At 64.1% G+C, this 18,172-nt stretch carries 19 protein-coding genes; 5 read left to right on the top strand and 14 right to left on the bottom strand.

Annotated elements, in window-relative coordinates; genetic code table 11:
• Window positions 1-2 precede the first annotated feature (2 nt).
• Together AC1DU8_RS21875 and AC1DU8_RS21880 are read left to right on the top strand one after the other, a co-directional pair.
• Window positions 3-782 carry a hypothetical protein gene (locus AC1DU8_RS21875; protein WP_477666938.1) on the top strand — a complete coding sequence of 260 codons (780 nt, stop codon included), beginning with the start codon at window positions 3-5 and terminating at the stop codon, window positions 780-782.
• A 161-nt stretch (window positions 783-943) separates the two neighbouring features.
• Window positions 944-1,834 (top strand): DMT family transporter, encoded by an 891-nt coding sequence (locus AC1DU8_RS21880; protein ID WP_477701603.1) that lies wholly within the window; start codon window positions 944-946, stop codon window positions 1,832-1,834.
• Between the two features lie 7 nt (window positions 1,835-1,841).
• Here AC1DU8_RS21880 and AC1DU8_RS21885 read toward each other — a convergent pair whose 3' ends face one another.
• From AC1DU8_RS21885 to tsaB, 3 genes are read right to left on the bottom strand one after another with little or no spacing between them, the layout of a single operon-like run.
• The gene (locus AC1DU8_RS21885; RefSeq protein ID WP_477727239.1) at window positions 1,842-2,624 is read right to left on the bottom strand and encodes a uracil-DNA glycosylase family protein; all 783 of its coding nucleotides are present in this window, start codon (window positions 2,622-2,624) and stop codon (window positions 1,842-1,844) included.
• Window positions 2,621-3,100 (bottom strand): ribosomal protein S18-alanine N-acetyltransferase, encoded by a 480-nt coding sequence (rimI, locus tag AC1DU8_RS21890; protein ID WP_457282395.1) that lies wholly within the window; start codon window positions 3,098-3,100, stop codon window positions 2,621-2,623. The genes AC1DU8_RS21885 and rimI overlap by 4 nt, the downstream gene beginning before the upstream one ends.
• Entirely contained in the window at window positions 3,097-3,852 is a 756-nt protein-coding gene (tsaB, locus tag AC1DU8_RS21895; protein WP_477727240.1) for a tRNA (adenosine(37)-N6)-threonylcarbamoyltransferase complex dimerization subunit type 1 TsaB, read from the bottom strand. The genes rimI and tsaB overlap by 4 nt, the downstream gene beginning before the upstream one ends.
• Before the next feature lie 176 nt (window positions 3,853-4,028).
• Here tsaB and dacB point away from each other — a divergent pair, with 176 nt between their 5' ends.
• Together dacB and AC1DU8_RS21905 are read left to right on the top strand one after the other, a co-directional pair.
• A complete protein-coding gene (gene dacB / locus AC1DU8_RS21900) occupies window positions 4,029-5,534 on the top strand; it encodes a D-alanyl-D-alanine carboxypeptidase/D-alanyl-D-alanine endopeptidase (protein ID WP_477666942.1) in 1,506 nt (501 codons plus the stop codon).
• A complete protein-coding gene (locus AC1DU8_RS21905; RefSeq protein ID WP_457282398.1) occupies window positions 5,531-5,794 on the top strand; it encodes a SemiSWEET transporter in 264 nt (87 codons plus the stop codon). The genes dacB and AC1DU8_RS21905 overlap by 4 nt, the downstream gene beginning before the upstream one ends.
• Window positions 5,795-6,020: 226 nt before the next feature.
• On the opposite strand, the gene AC1DU8_RS21910 is transcribed toward AC1DU8_RS21905, so the two are convergent.
• From AC1DU8_RS21910 to purE, 4 genes are all read right to left on the bottom strand, one after another.
• On the bottom strand, window positions 6,021-6,644 hold the full coding sequence (locus AC1DU8_RS21910; RefSeq protein ID WP_477701607.1) for a LysE family translocator: 624 nt from the start codon (window positions 6,642-6,644) through the stop codon (window positions 6,021-6,023).
• Window positions 6,645-7,023: 379 nt separating this feature from the next.
• Window positions 7,024-8,013 (bottom strand): L-threonylcarbamoyladenylate synthase, encoded by a 990-nt coding sequence (locus tag AC1DU8_RS21915; RefSeq protein WP_477701608.1) that lies wholly within the window; start codon window positions 8,011-8,013, stop codon window positions 7,024-7,026.
• On the bottom strand, window positions 8,013-9,281 hold the full coding sequence (locus tag AC1DU8_RS21920) for a 5-(carboxyamino)imidazole ribonucleotide synthase (protein WP_457282401.1): 1,269 nt from the start codon (window positions 9,279-9,281) through the stop codon (window positions 8,013-8,015). Before AC1DU8_RS21920 ends, AC1DU8_RS21915 begins: the two co-directional genes overlap by 1 nt.
• The gene (purE, locus tag AC1DU8_RS21925; protein ID WP_457282402.1) at window positions 9,278-9,787 is read right to left on the bottom strand and encodes a 5-(carboxyamino)imidazole ribonucleotide mutase; all 510 of its coding nucleotides are present in this window, start codon (window positions 9,785-9,787) and stop codon (window positions 9,278-9,280) included. The genes AC1DU8_RS21920 and purE overlap by 4 nt, the downstream gene beginning before the upstream one ends.
• Before the next feature lie 160 nt (window positions 9,788-9,947).
• On the opposite strand from purE, the gene trxA reads away from it, so the two are divergent.
• Window positions 9,948-10,847, top strand: a complete 900-nt coding sequence (trxA, locus tag AC1DU8_RS21930; RefSeq protein WP_457282403.1) for a thioredoxin — start codon at window positions 9,948-9,950, stop codon at window positions 10,845-10,847.
• A 3-nt stretch (window positions 10,848-10,850) separates the two neighbouring features.
• Here the strand turns inward: trxA and AC1DU8_RS21935 are convergent, their stop codons facing one another.
• From AC1DU8_RS21935 to AC1DU8_RS21965, 7 genes are all read right to left on the bottom strand, one after another.
• On the bottom strand, window positions 10,851-11,240 hold the full coding sequence (locus AC1DU8_RS21935; RefSeq protein WP_457282404.1) for a hypothetical protein: 390 nt from the start codon (window positions 11,238-11,240) through the stop codon (window positions 10,851-10,853).
• A gap of 28 nt (window positions 11,241-11,268) precedes the next feature.
• Entirely contained in the window at window positions 11,269-12,177 is a 909-nt protein-coding gene (locus AC1DU8_RS21940) for a phosphoribosylaminoimidazolesuccinocarboxamide synthase (protein ID WP_457282405.1), read from the bottom strand.
• A 127-nt stretch (window positions 12,178-12,304) separates the two neighbouring features.
• Window positions 12,305-13,369 carry a class II fructose-bisphosphate aldolase gene (gene fba, locus AC1DU8_RS21945; RefSeq protein ID WP_477666946.1) on the bottom strand — a complete coding sequence of 355 codons (1,065 nt, stop codon included), beginning with the start codon at window positions 13,367-13,369 and terminating at the stop codon, window positions 12,305-12,307.
• 500 nt (window positions 13,370-13,869) lie between these two features.
• Window positions 13,870-15,303 (bottom strand): pyruvate kinase, encoded by a 1,434-nt coding sequence (gene pyk / locus AC1DU8_RS21950; protein WP_457282458.1) that lies wholly within the window; start codon window positions 15,301-15,303, stop codon window positions 13,870-13,872.
• Window positions 15,304-15,482: 179 nt separating this feature from the next.
• The gene (locus AC1DU8_RS21955) at window positions 15,483-16,676 is read right to left on the bottom strand and encodes a phosphoglycerate kinase (RefSeq protein ID WP_477666947.1); all 1,194 of its coding nucleotides are present in this window, start codon (window positions 16,674-16,676) and stop codon (window positions 15,483-15,485) included.
• Between the two features lie 388 nt (window positions 16,677-17,064).
• Window positions 17,065-17,400, bottom strand: coding sequence for an AzlD domain-containing protein (locus AC1DU8_RS21960; protein ID WP_457282408.1), 336 nt, complete (start codon window positions 17,398-17,400; stop codon window positions 17,065-17,067).
• Complete coding sequence (locus AC1DU8_RS21965; RefSeq protein ID WP_457282409.1) at window positions 17,397-18,143, bottom strand: AzlC family ABC transporter permease; 747 nt, start codon at window positions 18,141-18,143, stop codon at window positions 17,397-17,399. The genes AC1DU8_RS21960 and AC1DU8_RS21965 overlap by 4 nt, the downstream gene beginning before the upstream one ends.
• Between the last annotated feature and the right edge of the window lie 29 nt (window positions 18,144-18,172).

The raw sequence follows: 18,172 nt of genomic DNA on the forward strand, positions 1-18,172 counted from the left end.
CCATGACAACCAAACCGACCATCAAAAAGCGCAGCTACATCACCCGCAATTTGCGTATTGGCGATATTCCAGCCTTGCTGGATCTGGAGCGCAAGCAATGGACGCAAGAGCAGCAAGCCACCGCAGAAGACTTTCGATCACGCATTGCCGCGCATCCCGATTTGAGCGGGGGTGCATTTTGCGCAGAAACGGGTGAATTGCTGGCGTCGCTCTTTTGCAAGCCCACCACGGAGGCAGAGTGGGTCAACCCGGGCGACTGGCAAAAGAGTGCCGCTCTGGACGGCAAGGTGCCAACGAACAAGCACGCCTCCCGCTGCCTGTTCGGCATCAGCCTGACCAGCGTGGATGCCGGCGCGGCCTTGCAGCTGATCGCCTTTAACTATCTGTATGCGGTGAAATGCGGCAATCGCGAAGTGTTTCTGGGCTCTCCCATGCCCGGGCTCAGGCGTCATTTGCAGCGCAAACCAGGCGCATCGGTAGAGGCCTATGCACAGGCTACGCGGGCCGGTTTGCCGGTTGATCCACAGCTGCGCTACTACCACGGCAAGGGCTTTTGTGAGCTTGTGGCCGTGCGTGAGAACTACTTCCCCCACGAAGCCTCGTGTGATTACGGCGCCATTCTGAAATCCAGAGTGCCCTATCCCTGGCTCACGCCGCTATTTCGCTGGACACCCGTCCCGGTGTTGAGGTCGCTTGCTGCACTGGCGCCGCGCTACGCCATTCCAGAAGACGACAGGGTGCCAGCACGAACAGAGTCTGCCGCTGAGCCAGAAGCGGCGTAGCAATTCAACCCGTGTTGCGCAACCCAGCCGCGCTGGTTACGCCACTGATTCTTCAACCCAGCATGAGCCGCGGAACCGGCTTTGCCGGGCCGCAGGCGGGCGGCCCCCTCGGGGGGCAGGAAGCTACACGAAGTGAGCGACCGTGGGGGCACAATAACTCCATGCAACTCTCGCAACGCCAACTCATCCTGCTGGTTCTGCTCACCCTGGTCTGGGGCCTGAACTGGCCGGTGATGAAACTGGGGATTGCGGACTTTCCACCCTTGACGTTCCGGGCGATGTCGATCTGGCTGGGCATCCCGGTGCTGGGCATCGCCATGGTGGTGCTGAAGGTGCCGTTTGGGGTGCCGCGGGGCAGGTGGCGTGAGCTCTTCTGGCTGGCTGCGGCCAACATGTTTGTCTGGCATGCACTGATCATCCTCGCCGTCAAAAACCTCAGCAGCGGGCGTGCGGCGATTCTGGGCTACACCATGCCGATTTTTTCGGCGCTGCTGGGCGCCTGGTTTTTTGGCGCGACGCTAAAAGCCCGCAACTGGCTGGGGGTGGCGGCCGCCGCACTGGGCGTGGCGCTACTGCTATGGAATGAAATGACCAACCTGTCGGGCAGCCCCCTGGGTGTGCTGTGCGCGCTGGTGGCGGCCGCGGTGTGGGCGCTGGGCACGCAGCTGCTGCGCAAGACCACGATACCGGCCGCGACGCTGACGTTGTCGTTCTGGATGACGGTGATGACCGCCGTGATGCTGACCGTGTTGGGTGTCGTGTTTGAGATGCCGCAGTGGAAGGCTCCTTCGCCCACGACCTGGGGCGCGATTCTTTACAACGCGGTGCTGATCTTCGGTTTTGCGCATGCGGCGTGGTTCACGCTGGCGCGCGCGCTGCCGCCGGTGGCTTCCACGCTGAGCGTGATGATGATTCCCGTCCTCGGGGTGTTTTCAGGCGCTCTGGGCCTGGGCGAAGTGCTGCACTGGCAAGACTGGGCTGCCGTGGTGCTGATGGTGGTGGCGATTGCTTCAGTGCTGGCGCCCAGCCGCACAGTACCTGAAAAGGCCTGAAGGAAAATCAGGCGACGCCGGGAGTAACGACCAAGCTCATGGCCAGGCACAGGTCGTCCCAGGCCTTGCCCTTGTCGGCCGGGTTGCGCAGCAAATAGGTGGCGTCGTAGGTCACTACCATGCGGGCTCCATGCAGGCTGTGCAATTGGCCGCGCTGTTTGCCGAAAGGCTCTGTCGACTGCAACACCGCCTGCGCGGCCAGGCGGCCCATGACCAAGACGACATCGGGCTGCGCGCTGGCCACCAGGGCGGGCAGCGCTTCGGGCAGGCCGGCGCCCGCACCGGATGCCGCCTGCCGGACCAGCGGGGCCAGCAGCACCATGCCGGCCTTGTGCAGGCGCGTAGCGCGCAGCATGTTGTCGAGCAGCTTGCCGGCATCGCCTTCAAAGGGGTTGAAAGACTGCCGCTGCAGCGCAGCCGCCGGCGTTTCGGCCAGCACCAGCCAGCGCGCGCCTTCGGCATGGGCGGCGTCAGCGTACAGGGCTTGCGCGTCGCCCATCCGCCACGCAGCCGTTGTGCCGGGTACAGCGGTTTCGCGCACTTCGACCTGCGGGCGAACCGGCGCCTGCACAGGCCGCACGAGCGGCGCAACCTCTCGCGGTACAGCGAACGTGGAAGGCGCACTGACTTTTTGATCAAATTCACTTGCAGGCGTTACTGATCGTGCGCCAGCAGCTACCAAATCAGTAGCAGTGGCAGTTTCAACAGGCGCAGCGGCAACCGGCAGCCACACGCGCACACCCATTTCGCGCAGCATGGCGCGCTGGCGTTTGTCGAGGTCCAGGCTCATAGCGCCAGGCTCATGACGACCGCATCTTCGCGCGTGGAAGCGCCGTCCGGGTAGTAGTTGCGGCGCGTGCCAACATGGCGAAAGCCGTATCGTTCGTAGATGGCCTTGGCCCGCACATTGCTCACGCGCACTTCCAGCCACAGCCACTGCGCGCCCTGCCCGCGCGACCAGAGGGCCAGCGCATCCAGCATGATGCGGGCCCAGCCCTGGCGCTGGTGTTCGGGGGCCACGGTGATGTTGAGCAGGTGCACTTCGTCAACGCCCTTCATGGCCACGAAATAGCCCAGTAGCACGGCGTCGGGCGCATTGCCGGCGGTGAGCAGTTGTGCCTGGTAGCCGGCATTGAGCGAATCGTTGAAATTGCCGTGCGTCCAGGGGTGGCCATACGCGGTTTTTTCCACGCGCACCACCTCATCCAGCCATGCAGGTGTCATGGCTTCGAACTGGGCTTCGAGGGGCTTGAGGATGGCGTTCATGAAAGGGGTGGAGCGGCGGCCAGCTTGGCGGCCCTGACCTGGTCGCGCTCTTCGGTGGTCAGCGCTACTTTATCGCGAACGTAGAGCGGCAGGGCGAGGTCGGCGCTGACGCACAGCCCGGCAGCAGCCAGCTGCGGCGCCAGGCGCAGCATGGCGGTGGCCGTGGGCAGGGCCTCGGCCTGTGCAAATGCCGCAAGGCTGCCCGGCAAACGCCCGGCGTACACCGCGAAAACATTGCCCGCGAACAAACCGGCCGCAGTGTCCGGCACCAGGTTTTCAGGCCGGACCAGCCCGCATTCGCCGAGCGCCCGGCAGTGCCCGCCGCTGAACTCAAAACCCTGCACATACATTTCGTCCATGCGCGCATCCAGCAGCGCTGTGACGCGCAGGGACGCTTCGCCATCACCCTGCTGCTGAAAGCGCGCTTCTTCGGCCACAGCCATCAGCGTGTCGACAGGCAGCACGGGAATGCCGGCGCCCTGGTTGGCGCCCAGCGCCAGGCCTTGCGCCACCGCGCAGGCGGTGCGCAGGCCGGTAAAGGAGCCGGGGCCGCGCCCGAAGGCGATGGCATCCAGCTCGCCCAGCGCCAGGCCAGCCTCGGCCAGCAACGCCAGGATGGCGGGGATCAGCGTGGTGGAAGCCTGCGCGCCGCCTGGGCCGTTGTGCTGCCAGACGTGCGCACCGTCGGTCAGCGCCACGGACATGCGGTCGGTGCTGGTGTCAAAAGCGAGGAATTTCACAAGTTCAGGCATTAAATCGGGCTCAAGCCCTTATATATCAGGCGCAAGCAGCTATTAAATTCATAGCAATCTGCGAGTACCCGGAGGCTGGGGCCGATGGGTAAGCCCTGATTATCCGCGCCAATGGCCGGCCACCCCGGCGCCCACCGGCAGCGCCTTGCAGAACGCTCAACCGCGATAATCCCCGCATGACCCACGACTTGCTGCGCCCGCGCACGACACACACTGTTGCGCTGGCTGCCCTGGCGGCCATGGCAGCCCTGGCCGCAAGCCCCGGCTTGGCACAAACCGCACGCCTGCCGGCCCCGATTGAAAAAGCCCTGTCGCGCGCCAGGGTGCCGCGCGATGCGGTGTCCATGCTGGTGGTGGAAGCCGGCAGCGGCAAACCGGTGCCGCGCCTGAGCTGGCGCGCCGATGTGCCAATGAACCCTGCCTCCGTCATGAAACTGGTGACCACGTACTCGGCGCTCGACGCGTTGGGCCGCGACTTCACCTGGAAGACGAAGGTGATACTGGACGGCAGCGCCTCGGGCGGCCTGCTCAACGGCAACATGGTGGTGCAGGGCGGCGGCGACCCCAAGCTGGTCGTTGAACGCCTGCAGGCCTTGCTGGCCGAGGTGCAGGCCGGAGGGGCGCGGGCGATCCGCGGCGACATCGTGCTGGACCGCAGCGCCTTCAGCGTGCCGCCCACCGATCCGGGCGAATTTGACGGCGAGCCGCTGCGGCCCTACAACGCCCGGCCCGATGCGTTGCTGATCAATTTCAAAACCATCGTGATGACATTCACGCCGGACCTTCCAAATGGCCGTGCGCTGGTGCGCTATGAGCCGCCGCTGGCGGGTGTGCAGGTGGGCGCGACGGTGCCGATCGTGCGTGTGGCGCGCTGCGGCGACTGGCGCAGCGAGCTGCGCGCCAGCGTTGAAAACCCCGTCAACATCGAATTCCTGGGTACCTATTCTTCGGCCTGCGGCGAAAAGGTGTGGCCCAGCGCCTATGCCGACCCCGCGAGTTTTGCGGCGCGCGCCATCGAAGGGTCGTGGCGCCAGCTGGGCGGCCTGCTGACGGGAACGGTGCGCGACGCCACGCCGGCAGAGCTGGCCATGCTGCGCAGGACCGGTACCCTCTCGGGCGAAAAGGCCGCGGTGCGGTTTGAATACCAGTCGCCGCCGTTGCTGGAAATGGTGCGCGACGTCAACAAATACTCCAACAACATCATGGCCCAACACCTCTTTTTGACACTCGGGCTTTGGGCCGGCCTGGGCCAGCCCAAAGCCGGCACGCTTGAATCCGCCCGCGCAGCGCTCACCGCCTGGTGGCGCAAAAGCCTGCCCGGCAGCACACCCCCGCTGATGGACAACGGCTCGGGCCTGAGCCGCGAGGAGCGCATCAGTGCTGCCAGCCTGTCGGCCCTGCTGCAGCATGCCGCCAAAAGCCCTTTTGCCGCCGATCTCGCCGATTCGCTGCCGGTGGCCGGCACCGACGCCACCATGCGCGAACGCGCCAGGCCGGTGGCCGGGCTGGCTTTCGTCAAGACCGGCTCGCTGCGCGACGTGACCGCGGTTGCCGGTTATGCCAATGGCGACAGCGGCGCACGCTACATCGTGGTGGGGCTGATCAACCACGCGAACGCGCCCGCTGCGCGCCCGGCACTGGATGCGATGCTGGAATGGGCCGTCAAGGAGGGCAAGCGATGAACGCAACAGACATCGTGGGCTTTCTGGCGGCCGTGCTGACCACGGCGAGCTTTGCGCCGCAGGCCTGGTTGACCTTTCGCAGCCGCGATGTCAGCGGCATTTCACTGGCGATGTACAGCGCCTTTACGGTTGGCGTGGCACTGTGGCTGGCCTACGGTGTGCTGGCGGGCGCCTGGCCCATCGTGCTGGCGAACGCGGTCACGCTGGGCCTGGCGCTGGCCATTCTGGTGATGAAGCTGGTATACGGGCGCGGCGACTGAATAGCCCGGTACCACAGACGCCCAGCGCGGCAGGCACGGATGCTTCATCAATGTGCCTGCAAGTTATCCCTGCCGCCTGTGGACAAGGCTGTTGATGGCGGCGGGACTTGTGGACGAAAACACCACTTGGCGCGGCATTGCGCCACAATGCCCGAAATTTGGGCAACTGCCTGCCTGGCCCGTCACGGAGCCTGACGGGCAATTCGCGCTGCCCTGAGAACCGGCTCTAGGAGCGCGCTTCGCGCAATGATGCCGCCAGCAGCCCCAGGCCCAATGCGCCGACAGCCACCGAGGCGATGCGGTCCGCCGTGCCCCGCGTACGGGCATACGCAAACCGCACCCGCTCGCGCGAAAACAAAAAGGCCAGCAGCGTGTGCCAGCACAGCGCGTTGACCACGATCATGGCCACGGCCGCGGCCTGCAATGCCGGGCTGGGAGCGGCCGGAAACGAGGCGGCAAACACGCTGCCGAAAAAGAGCGCCGACTTGGGGTTGGTGATATTGGTGAGAAACCCCAGGCGAAACGCCGCTGCCGATGACACCGCCGGGCCGCCATCGCCCAGTGCAAGGCCGCCCGAGCGCCAGAGCCGGCTCGCCACATAGAGCAGATACAGGCCACCGGCCACCTGCAGCACCAGGCGCAGCCCCGGAAAAATTTGGAAGATGGCGTTGACGCCCAGCACCGCGCACAGCGCCCAGATGGCAGCCCCGGCCGTCACACCCAGCGCCGCGAACACCGCGCTACGCGCCCTATCGCTGGCAGCGAGTTGCGAGACCAGCAGCACATTGGCGCCGGGGCTCATCATGGCCGCGACGTGGAGGAACCAGATGGTGAGGAGGATGGAGAGCATGGGTTACCTCTTTCCTGATGTCCCAGGTACATGGGGACAAATTCGATGTGATGCGCCGGTATGCATCAGCCCGAGTGATGCAAGTGATACCACATTAGCCCAACAAAAATGATCACGAGCCCAAGGACGAGCCAGCCCCAGACAAGCCGGTGGCGTGCACACTTCGCGCAGAAGTCAACGCGCTTGGTTGACCCTCCTTCGTACCTTCGCGTGACGGTCTTGAAGTCAAAGCCAAGCGCTCTTCCGCATTGGTAGCAACACCCGCCAGTGTTCCGCCGGTCGCTCCTGCGCTCGCGCCACATCATCCACAACCCGACGGCGGCACCGATGAGGAGACAAGCGATGGTTCCATCCAACATGGCAGCCGATTCTTGACGCTTCAGCTCGCGGCAGCCCGTTGCAGCCGGTCGCGCACGCCATCCCACTCGGCGGCCGCCGGCGGGTTTTCAATCCAGATCAGCTTGACGCCTTTGGCATCAAAGTCGCGCAGCACGGCAAAGAGCTGCTGCGCGGTGGCCAGCGCGTCGTCGGGCATGCGGCGGTACAACACTTTTTCTGACTTGATGCGCACGATGCTGCGCGCGTAAACGGCGATGTGGGCGGCCTCGGCGCCCAGCAAATCGAGTGCGGTTTGTATGGGGCCTGCGTCCATCAGGCGCACCTTGGCGTCGGGCGCGTAGTGCGCTTCGAGCGTGCCGGAAGCGCGCGGCGCATCGCCCGGAGCCTCTTGCTCGAATTCGTCTTTGCCCAGCACGGCCTCGCCGCACGCGGCTTCGAGTTGCGCGCGCGTGAGGATGCCCGGGCGCAGCAACACAGGCCGCCCGCGCGTGCAGTCGACGATGCTGGATTCGATGCCGACATCGCAGGGCCCGCCGTCGAGCACCAGCAGGCTGTCGCCAAACTCCTGCTGCACATGCTGCGCAGTGGTGGGGCTGACGCGGCCGAAACGGTTGGCGCTGGGGCCGGCAACACCCGTGTCACATGCTTTCAAAAAAGCCAGCGCGACAGGGTGTGAGGGGCAGCGCAGGCCGATCGAATCCTGGCCGCCGGCCGCGGCCGCCGCCACGCCTTCCTTGCGCGGCAGGATCACGGTGAGCGGCCCGGGCCAGAAGGCTTTCATCAGGCGCGCGGCAAACGGCGGCACGCTGCTGGCGTAAGCGTCTACGTGCGCCGCATCGGCCACGTGCACGATGAGCGGATGGTCGGACGGACGGCCCTTGGCTTCAAAAATTCCGGCGACGGCTTGATCGCTGGAAGCGTCGGCGCCCAGGCCGTACACCGTCTCCGTCGGGAAGCCCACCAGCCCACCGGCCCGGATGCGGCGTGCGCCTTCAAGAATGGCTTCAGGGTCCGTACCGGGAAGAATCATCAGAGGGCGTCCAGGCCGGGCAGGCCCAGGATGGATGCAACCTGGCGTGCCGTGGCCTTGACTGAAGCGACGTCGGGGCCCGTGATGTTGAGATGGCCCATCTTGCGGCCGATGCGGGCTTCGGTTTTGCCGTAGAGATGCAGGTGCGTGCCGGGCAGTGCCAGCACGGCCTGCCAGTCGGGTGTGCGCATCTTTCCATGGGTGTCAAACCACACATCTCCCAGCAGGTTGAGCATGATGGCCGGTGAATGCTGGCGCGGCTGCGGCAGCGGCAGGCCGGCCATGGCATGCACCTGCAGGTCGAACTGCGACACGTCACAGGCGTCCATCGTGTAGTGGCCGCTGTTGTGCGGGCGTGGCGCCATTTCATTGACGATGAGCGCGCCATCGGCGCTGCCGTCGTCCACCAGGAAAAACTCGACGCAGAGCACGCCGACATAGTCAATGTGTTTTGCTATGGTTTTGGTAGCTGCTTGCGCACGACCAGCAAGCGCTGCAGGCATATTTCCTTCATAAGCCTGCGTCACCGCGAGAATGCCGTCGACATGCACATTCAGCTGGGGCGCAAAACTCACGACGCTGCCGTCCCAGCCGCGCGCCACGATGACCGAGCACTCGGCCTTGAGTGGCAGCATTTTTTCGAGCACACAGGGCACCTGCTTCAGGCCGGCCCAGGCGGTGGCCAGTTCGTCCGCATTCTTGACGCGGACCTGGCCCTTGCCGTCGTAGCCCATGCGCGCGGTCTTGAGGATGCCGGGCAGCAAACCGGCGGGCACCGCCTTCAGCTGCCCGGCTGTTTCAATCACGGCGTAGGGTGCGCAGGTAACGCCGGCCAGCACGCCGGATTCAGCAGCGCTGGCGGTGAAGTGGGATTTTTCCTCGATGCGGTTTTGCGCGATGGCCACGGCGGCAGCGCCGGGTGCCACGGGGCGGCTGGCGGCCAGCGCCTGCAGCGCGCCGGCGGGCACGTTTTCAAATTCGGTGGTGACGGCGGCGCACAGTGCGGCCAGTTGGGTCAGCCCTTTTTCATCGCTGTAGCCGGCCTGGATGTGGTGATGGCTCACCAGGCCCGCGGGGCTTTGCGGATCGGGGTCCAGCACCGCCGTGAAATAACCCAGGCGCTGCGCGGCATGCACAAACATGCGGCCCAGCTGGCCGCCGCCCATCACGCCGAGGGTAGCGGGCTGGCCGGAGGCCGAGGCCGTGCCGGGAAAAATAGGCAACTCCGGCAGGCTGGAGGCGGCCCGGGAAGAGGTGGAGGCGGTCATGCGGGCGGCAGCGTCATGGCGTGCGCGGCAGCGGTTTGCTCTGCACGGAAAGCCTGCAATTGGGCGGCCAGCGCCGGGTTGTGCAGGGCCAGCATGGCCACCGCGAACAGGGCTGCATTGGCTGCGCCGGCGTTGCCGATGGCAAAGGTGGCGACCGGAATGCCCTTGGGCATCTGCACGATGCTGTGCAGCGAGTCCACGCCCTGCAAATGCTTGCTGGCCACGGGAACACCCAGCACCGGCACGGTGGTTTTGGCGGCCAGCATGCCGGGCAGGTGCGCTGCGCCGCCGGCGCCGGCAATGATGGCCTGCAAGCCGCGACCGCCGGCACCTTCGGCATAGGCAAACAGCTCGTCGGGCATGCGGTGGGCCGACACCACCCGGGCTTCGTGCGCAATGCCGAATTGCGTCAGGATCTGCACGGCGTGCTGCATGGTCTCCCAGTCGCTGCTGGAGCCCATCACCACACCCACCAGGGGTTTTGCCGAATTGTTGCTTGTTGTCATGCGGGGACCTTCAAGGCCGGGGTTGCAGGTTCTAACCCCATGATTTTAAGGGCAGGCCACCGCAAGGGCCGTGCCGTGCGTGCTACGCTCTTGCCTCTCAGGCGTCCAGCTGCGCCGACCCGGTTGAAAACCGGCCCCGATACCCCAACTCTGCCAGACCATGATCGACGTCACCATTGCCAACTTTGAAGCGGAAGTCGTTGCCGCATCCATGACCACGCCTGTGCTGATCGACTTCTGGGCGCCCTGGTGCGGCCCCTGCAAGTCGCTCGGGCCCATCCTTGAAAAAGTGGAAGTGGAATATGCCGGGCGCTTCAAGCTGGTCAAGATCGACTCCGACCAGGAGCAGCAACTGGGTGCCGCTTTCGGCATCCGGAGCATCCCCACCTGCATATTGATGATGAACGGCCAGCCGGTGGACGGTTTTGCCGGCGCCCTGCCCGAAGGCAAGGTCAAGGAATTCCTCGACAAGCATTTGCCGCCGGCTGAAGAGCAGCCCGAAGAGCAGGAACTCGCGCTCGAAGAAGAAAACACGGACCCCACTGCCGTGCTGGAAAAACTCCAGCATGCCGTCGCCGCCAACCCGGCCGACGACAACGCCCGCTTTGACTATGTGAAGCTGCTGCTGCAGCTGGGCCGCGAAGACGACGCCAAGGTGGCGTTTGCGCCTGTGATCGCCCAGACCACCGTGGTGCGGCGCTTTGACTCGCTCAAGCGCTGGATGGATGCTATGGATTTTGTAGCTACCGGCGCTCATGGAGTGGGCGCTGCAGCCGGTTTTGATGCAAGGATTACGGCCAACAAACGCGATTTCGAAGCACGTTTTGACAAAGCCCGCTGGCTCATGGCGCAGCAGCGCTGGACTGAGGCGCTGGACGAGTTGCTGGAAATCCTGATGCGCGACAAGGCCTGGAACGAAGACCTGGCACGCAAGACCTACATCGCCGTGCTCGACGTCATGGAAGCGCCCAAGCCCAAGGTGGCTGATGGGCAAATCCCGCCGGAAGATGCGACCGTGGCGACGTATCGTCGGCGCCTCAGCAGCGTCGTCTTGAGCTAGGGCTTATTGGCCAAACAGCCAGCGCGTCAAGGCAAAAGCAAACCCGAACAGCGCAGCATAGCCTGCCACCTCAACGCTGAATTCACGGCGCGATTCGCGCCACGCACGAGCCCTTTCGACCAGCAGCCCCGCCAGCAAAGGGGCAAGCAGCAGATTGAGAATTTGCAGCCAGTGCAGGCGAATCGCCAGATGAGGCACCACCAGCACGGTGAGGAGGCCGGCGCCAACACCTGTAGCCACAGACCAGGCAGCTTCCTGCACGGGAGTGAGCTCATGGTCGCGTCCGTGCAGCTTGTACCAGGCCGCCTTGAAAACACCGCCAAAAAACTCACCGAAGAGCTGCAAAAACAGTTCACCGAAAAATTCGAACAGCAACTCGAGCAGGAACTCCATGGAGGGCGCCGGCGACTGCTGCCGTGCCTCAGGCCGTCAGGCGGGCCAAGGCTTCCTGGTACTTGGCAGCAGTCTTGGCAACCACATCGGCCGGCAGGTGCGGCGCAGGCGGGGTTTTGTCCCAGGGCTTGCCGTTGATGCGCACGCTTTCAAGCCAGTCGCGCACAAACTGCTTGTCGTAACTGGGCGGGTTCTGGCCGGCGGCATACGCCGCTTCATAGCCTTCGATCGGCCAATAGCGTGAGGAGTCGGGCGTCAGCACCTCGTCCATCAGCGTAAGCACGCCATTCTCATCAAGGCCGAATTCGAATTTGGTGTCGGCAATGATGATGCCCTTGGTCAGGGCGAAGGCGGCGGCGGTGCTATAGATCTCGATGCTGATCTTTTTGATCTGCGCGGCCATGTCGGCGCCAACTACTTTCACCACCTGCTCGTAGCTGATGTTTTCGTCGTGCTCGCCGGCTTCGGCTTTGGCGGCCGGTGTGAAGATGGGCTCCGGCAGTTTGCCTGCGTTCTTCAGGCCCGCGGGTAGCGGTACGCCGCAGACGGCCTGGCTCTCCTGGTATTCTTTCCAGCCGCTGCCGGCCAGGTAACCGCGCACCACGGCCTCGACCGGGATGGGCTTGAGGCGCTTGACCAGCATGGAGCGGTTGACGACCTGCGGCACCTCGGCCGGGGTGACCACGCTTTCGGGTGTCTCGCCGGTCAGGTGGTTGGGGCAAATGTGGCCGAGCTTGCCAAACCAGAACAGCGCCATCTGCGTGAGCAGCGCGCCCTTGCCGGGGATTGGCTCACCCAGGATGACATCGAATGCACTCAGCCGGTCGCTGGCCACCATCAGCAGCCTGTTCTTGCCCACAGCGTAGTTGTCGCGCACTTTGCCGCGCGCCAGCAGGGGCAGGGAGGTCAGGGCGGAGGTATGGAGTGCTTGGGTCATGGTGGGAGGCAGGATGACAGGGTGGCAGAGGGAGTCAAAGTAAAAAGCCCGCGCGACTCGAAAGAGTCCACGGGCTTTGAATTATCGCCAATCCGCGCGGGCGGGCGGCGGGAATTTTCGGTGCTTTTTAATGCACGACCTGGGCGAGCTCGCCCTTGGCGTACTTGGCGGCCACGACCTGCAGGGCGTCACCCTTGATCTTGGCGCCCTGGCCTTCACAGCCAAATTCGATGTAGCGCTGCTTGCACAGAGCCTTGGCGGCTTCACGGGCGGGCTTGAGCCATTCGCGGGCGTCGAATTTCTCGGGGTTTTCAGCCAGGAACTTGCGCACCGCGCCGGTCATGGCCAGGCGGATGTCGGTATCGATGTTGATCTTGCGCACGCCGTGCTTGATGGCTTCCTGGATTTCCTCGACGGGCACGCCGTAGGTTTCCTTCATCTGGCCGCCGTACTGGCGAATGACAGCCAGCATTTCCTGCGGCACCGAGGACGAGCCGTGCATCACCAGGTGGGTGCTCGGGATGCGCTTGTGGATTTCCTTGATGCGGTCAATCGCCAGGATGTCGCCGGTGGGCTTGCGGGTGAATTTATAGGCGCCGTGGCTGGTGCCGATGGCAATCGCCAGCGCGTCAATTTGCGTGCGCTTGACGAAGTCGGCGGCCTGCTCGGGGTCGGTCAACAGCTGCTCGCGCGTCATGGTGGCGTCGGTGCCGTGGCCGTCTTCCTTGTCGCCCTTCATGGTCTCCAGCGAACCCAGGCAGCCGAGCTCACCTTCGACGGTAACTCCGTATTTGTGGGCCAGCTGCGAGACCTTCTTCGTCACCTCGACGTTGTATTCATAGCTGGCGATGGTCTTGCCGTCGGCTTCGAGCGAGCCGTCCATCATCACGGACGAAAAACCAAGGTCGATGGCGCCCTGGCAAACGGCAGGGTTCTGGCCGTGGTCCTGATGCATGACCAGCGGGATGTTGGGATACATCTCGATAGCCGCCTCGATCAGGTGTTTGATGAAGGGTTCACCGGCGTACTTGCGGGCGCCTGCGCTGGCCTGCAGGATGACGGGCGCGCCGGTCTCTTTGGCCGCTTCCATCACGGCTTGCACCTGCTCAAGGTTGTTGACGTTAAAAGCCGGAATGCCGTAGCCGTTGACTGCCGCATGGTCCAGCAGCTCGCGCATAGAAACGAGTGCCATGTGTGATATCCCCAGAAGTTAGAAAAACACTGCCAAAAGGCGGGTTCCTCGCGAGGGCCGTGCGGCGTAAAAGCCGCCTGGAAACGCCCGTAACCACGAAGTAACCGAAGCCTTGATTCTAACGTTTACCCGAATAGGGTGGGATAACCGAACTTGTGTCTGAATGCATGCCGTAACGGCGTGTAAACATCGTCCACCCCCGTCCAGGCTCACTGCGTGTAGCCTGTTCCCCCCTCGAGGGGGCGGCGCCTTGGGCCGGCGAAGCCGAACCCTTGGCCCCCACTGGTGAAAACCCCCGCTGGTTACGCTACTGATTCTTCATGCCAGCATGGGCCGCGGAACCGGCTTTGCCGGGCCGCAGGCGCGGTCCCCTGCAAGGGGAAAAGGGCTACACGCAGTGAGCCCGATAGGGGTGTGCCAATTTTTCGGCTTTGCCGGGCCGCAGGGCGGGCGGCCCCCTCGGGGGGCAGCGCATTACACGAAGTGAAAAGCGTGGGGGCTCAAGCTACCCTGCAAATCTTCAGCATATTGGTGCCGCCTGGCGCGCCCATGGGTTCGCCGCAGGTGATGGCATAAATGTCACCGCTTTCGACGATGCCGCGTTTTTTCAGGTGGGCCTCGGCATCGCCGAGCGCAGTGTCGCGCTCGACACTCTGGTCCATCAGCAGCGGCCTGACATTGCGGTACAGCGCCATCTTGCGCTGGGTCGCCAGTTTGGGCGTCAGTGCGTAGATGGGGATATGGATACGGTGGCGGCTCATCCACAGCGCCGTAGAGCCCGAGTCGGTCAGCGCCACAATGGCCTTGCAACCCAGGTGGTGGGCCGTGAACAGGGCGCCCATGGCGATGGACTGGTCAATGCGGTCAAAGGTCATGCCGGTGAAGTCGGCATCCAGTTTCACGTCCTCGGCTTTTTCGGCTTCGGCGCAGATATTGGCCATCTCGACAATGGTCTCCAGCGGATAACGGCCGGCGGCGGTCTCGGCCGAGGTCATGACGGCGTCGGTGCCGTCGAGCACCGCGTTGGCCACGTCGCTGACCTCGGCGCGCGTAGGCACCGGGTTGGTGATCATGGATTCCATCATGTGGGTCGCGGTGATGACCACCTTGTCCAGCTCACGGGCCATGCGGATCATGCGTTTTTGCAGCGCCGGCACAGCGGCATTGCCGACCTCGATGGCCAGGTCGCCGCGCGCGACCATGATGCCGTCGCTGGCCCTGCAGATGGCTTCCAGATTGGGGATCGCCTCAGCACGCTCGATCTTGGCGATCAAGCCCGGCTTGTGGCGGTGCTCGGCACCGGCCACGTTGCACAGCTGGCGCGCCATTTCCATGTCGCTGGCGTTCTGCGGAAAGCTCACCGCAACATAGTCGGCCTGGAAACTCATCGCAGTGCGAATGTCTTCCATGTCCTTGGCCGTCAGCGCCGGCGCCGTCAGGCCGCCGCCCTGCTTGTTGATGCCCTTGTTGTTGGACAACACGCCGCCGATCTTGACCGTCGCATGGACCTGCTCGCCCTTTACTTTGTCCACGGTCATGACGATCAGGCCGTCGTTGAGCAGCAAGGTGTCACCGGCCTTGACGTCGCGCGGCAGTTCCTTGTAGTCCAGGCCCACGCCGTTGATGTCACCCAGCTCGGTGCGGGACGCGTCGAGCACAAACTTCATGCCTTGCTCGAGCTGCACCTTGCCCTCGGCAAATTTACCGACACGGATTTTCGGGCCCTGCAGGTCGGCCATGATGGCGACCTCACGCCCGGCGCGGGTGGCGGCCTCCCGCACCAGCCTGGCACGGTCGATGTGGTCTTGCGCCGTGCCGTGGCTGAAATTCAGCCGCACGCAATTGACGCCAGCGCGAATCATCTGCTCCAGCAAGGCCGGATCGCTGGAGGCGGGGCCAAGGGTGGCAACGATTTTGGTGCCGCGGCGCTGCATCTTCATGTCTGTCTCCTGTAATTTAGTTTCTTATTTTTACACGAATGAGTTACGTAGCGGTTACCAAGCCATCGCCGCAGCCGGGGTATTGGCCAGAAGCCGGAGGGTGGCCCGCTGCATGCAGCGTGTCGCGCCCTGAACCTGCAAACCGCGGTTTGCCGTATTTTGCAAGTAGCGCCTCAATGGCCCGCGCGCTTTTGCAGGATTTCAAAGGCCGGAAGCGTCTTGCCTTCCAGCACCTCCAGAAAAGCGCCGCCGCCGGTCGAGATGTAGTCGACCTGCTTTTCAATGCCGTATTTGGCAATGGCGGCCAGCGTGTCCCCGCCTCCGGCGATAGAGAACCCGCTGCTGTCCGCAACGGCGCGCGCAATGCCTTCGGTGCCTTTGGCGAACGCGTCAAACTCAAACACGCCGACCGGGCCGTTCCACACGATGGTGCCGGCCGCCTTGAGCTGCGCCGCAAGTCTCGCGGTGGTTTGCGGGCCGATATCAAGAATCAGGTCGTCATCGGCGACATCAGTGGCCGCCTTGACGGTGGCCGGCGCGTCAGCGGCAAAGGTTTTGGCGGTGACAACGTCCGTCGGAATGGGCACCTCGGCGCCGCGCGCCTTCATGGCGTCAATCACGGCTTTGGCTTCGGCCAGCAGATCGGCTTCGGCCAGGCTTTTGCCGATTTTCAAACCGGCGGCCAGCATGAAGGTGTTGGCAATACCGCCGCCCACGATGAGCTGGTCAACATTGGCGGCGAGCGACTTGAGGATGGTGAGTTTGGTCGAGACCTTGCTGCCGGCCACGATGGCAACCAGCGGCCTGCGCGGGCTGGAAAGGGCTTTGGAGATGGCGTCCATCTCGGCGGCCAGCAGCGGGCCGGCGCTGGCGACGGGCGCGTACTGCGCAATGCCATAGGTGGAGGCTTCAGCGCGGTGCGCCGTGCCGAACGCATCGTGCACAAAAATATCGCAGAGCGCAGCCATCTTGCGCGCCAGCTCTTCGCTGTTTTTCTTCTCGCCCTTGTTGAGCCGGCAGTTCTCCAGCATCACCAGCTGGCCGGGTTTGACATCCACACCGTCTACCCAGCCGGAGGCCAGGGGAATGTCGCGCTTCATCAACTCGCCCATGCGTTTGGCCACAGGCGCCAGCGAATCGGCCGGCTTGAATTCACCCTCCACCGGCCGACCGAGGTGGGAAGTCACCATCACGGCGGCGCCGGCATCCAGCGCCATCTGGATGCAGGGAATCGAGGCGCGGATGCGCGTGTCTTCGGTGATGTTGCCGCTGTCATCCTGCGGCACGTTGAGGTCGGCACGGATGAACACGCGCTTGCCGGCAACTTTGCCGCTAGCGCACAGGTCGGAGAAACGGATGAAGTTCATGGATGTCTCGCAAAATAAAAAATGCTTTGGGCCACAGCGCCCAAAGCCCTAAATTGTAGGTGCCTGTATGTGCCTGGGCCCGTCAGACAAAGCCGGAAAAGCGTAAATTGAAGCATCAAATGATGCCTCCCGCCCATGCAAAACGTGCGCAAGCAGCTACTGATTTGATAGCGCCCACCATCAACCGCGATGCGAAGCGAGCCGTACCAGGCCAGCATGAGCCCCGGAACCGGCTTTGCCGGGCCGAAGGGCGGGCGGCCCCCGAGGGGCTGGAGCCCGCGGCTCCAAGCCTGCCTGCGCAGGCTTGGACGGGCGACAGAGGCGCAGCGTCTCGCGAGCCGCGGCCTGCAAGGCCTCGGGAGCTACACGAAGTGAGCGACCGTGGGGGCTACCAATTCAACCCCATATGCAACGGCAAATACACCGCCATGCCGGCCAGGATGGTGCCCAGCACGCCGTGACGCCAGTAATACCAGGCGGTGCCGGCGACTACTGCAAAGAGCCGCGCGTCTTTCCAGGTTGCGATGAAGTGGCCCTGCGTCATCACCATTTCCGGCACGATCACTGCGGCCAGCGCAGCAATGGGCGCGTAATGCAGGCCGCGCTGCGCCCAGCCGGGCAGCGTCCAGGGCTTGCTGGAGAGAAAAAAGAAGGAGCGCGTGAGGACGGTCATCAGCGTCATGCCGATGATGGTCACCACCGTCCAGAGATCCGTCTGGTTCATGCTGCGTCTCCGGTTCCGGGAGTGGATACCGCAGGCTTGGCCGGCGCTGATTTTTCCAGCACCAGGCAGACGATGACGGCCACGGCAATGCCCACCAGGATATTGAACTTGAGCGGCAAGGCGAAGGTGGCGACAGCGGCGGCACCCGCGATGGCTGCAGACACCGCGCGCAGTCGGGTGGTGGCCAGCGACCACATGATGCCCAGCAGCGCCAGGATGCCGGCAAAGCCCAGGCCCCAGGACAGCGGAATGGAATTGGCCAGCGCGATTCCCACCAGCGTGGCGCCCACCCAGCTGACCCAGCTCATGCCGCAGCTGCCTACCCAGTAGGCGTCCTGGGCTTCAATGCCGGCAGCATCGGCGGCCGGGTGCGGGAAGCGTTTGGTAAAAAGCACATAGTTCAGGTCGGCCATGCCGTAGCCAAAAGCCATGCGGCGCCACAAGCTCTGGTGCATCACATAGGGGCGCAGGTGGGCGCTGAAGACCATGAAGCGCAGGTTGACGCAAAACGAGGTGGCCAGAATCACCCACATGGGTGCGCCAGCCACGATAAGTGGCAAGGCTGCCAGTTGGGAACTGCCGGCAAAAACCAGCACCGCCATCAGCAGCACCTCGATAAGACTCATGCCCGACTTGACCATCGCCACGCCTGTCATCAGGCCCCAGGCGGCGATACCCGGCGCGACGGTGGCGAGCTCACTCACCCCGAGCCGGAAGTCCGGATGCTTGAAGAATGTCTTCACAAAAACCCCACCCTTTTCTGTCCCGTCAT

The organism is Polaromonas sp. P3_A5, assembly GCF_056403055.1.

Coding starts and splice junctions, on each gene's coding strand:
- AC1DU8_RS21885 (WP_477727239.1), bottom strand. CDS start 2,624: ATGAGCCTGGACCTCGACAAACGCCAGCGCGCCATGCTGCGCGAAATG.
- AC1DU8_RS21905 (WP_457282398.1), top strand. CDS start 5,531: ATGAACGCAACAGACATCGTGGGCTTTCTGGCGGCCGTGCTGACCACG.
- AC1DU8_RS21940 (WP_457282405.1), bottom strand. CDS start 12,177: ATGACCCAAGCACTCCATACCTCCGCCCTGACCTCCCTGCCCCTGCTG.
- trxA (WP_457282403.1), top strand. CDS start 9,948: ATGATCGACGTCACCATTGCCAACTTTGAAGCGGAAGTCGTTGCCGCA.
- purE (WP_457282402.1), bottom strand. CDS start 9,787: ATGACAACAAGCAACAATTCGGCAAAACCCCTGGTGGGTGTGGTGATG.
- AC1DU8_RS21880 (WP_477701603.1), top strand. CDS start 944: ATGCAACTCTCGCAACGCCAACTCATCCTGCTGGTTCTGCTCACCCTG.
- AC1DU8_RS21875 (WP_477666938.1), top strand. CDS start 3: ATGACAACCAAACCGACCATCAAAAAGCGCAGCTACATCACCCGCAAT.
- AC1DU8_RS21960 (WP_457282408.1), bottom strand. CDS start 17,400: ATGAACCAGACGGATCTCTGGACGGTGGTGACCATCATCGGCATGACG.
- AC1DU8_RS21920 (WP_457282401.1), bottom strand. CDS start 9,281: ATGACCGCCTCCACCTCTTCCCGGGCCGCCTCCAGCCTGCCGGAGTTG.
- dacB (WP_477666942.1), top strand. CDS start 4,029: ATGACCCACGACTTGCTGCGCCCGCGCACGACACACACTGTTGCGCTG.
- fba (WP_477666946.1), bottom strand. CDS start 13,369: ATGGCACTCGTTTCTATGCGCGAGCTGCTGGACCATGCGGCAGTCAAC.
- rimI (WP_457282395.1), bottom strand. CDS start 3,100: ATGAACGCCATCCTCAAGCCCCTCGAAGCCCAGTTCGAAGCCATGACA.
- tsaB (WP_477727240.1), bottom strand. CDS start 3,852: ATGCCTGAACTTGTGAAATTCCTCGCTTTTGACACCAGCACCGACCGC.
- AC1DU8_RS21915 (WP_477701608.1), bottom strand. CDS start 8,013: ATGATTCTTCCCGGTACGGACCCTGAAGCCATTCTTGAAGGCGCACGC.
- AC1DU8_RS21955 (WP_477666947.1), bottom strand. CDS start 16,676: ATGAACTTCATCCGTTTCTCCGACCTGTGCGCTAGCGGCAAAGTTGCC.
- pyk (WP_457282458.1), bottom strand. CDS start 15,303: ATGCAGCGCCGCGGCACCAAAATCGTTGCCACCCTTGGCCCCGCCTCC.
- AC1DU8_RS21910 (WP_477701607.1), bottom strand. CDS start 6,644: ATGCTCTCCATCCTCCTCACCATCTGGTTCCTCCACGTCGCGGCCATG.
- AC1DU8_RS21935 (WP_457282404.1), bottom strand. CDS start 11,240: ATGGAGTTCCTGCTCGAGTTGCTGTTCGAATTTTTCGGTGAACTGTTT.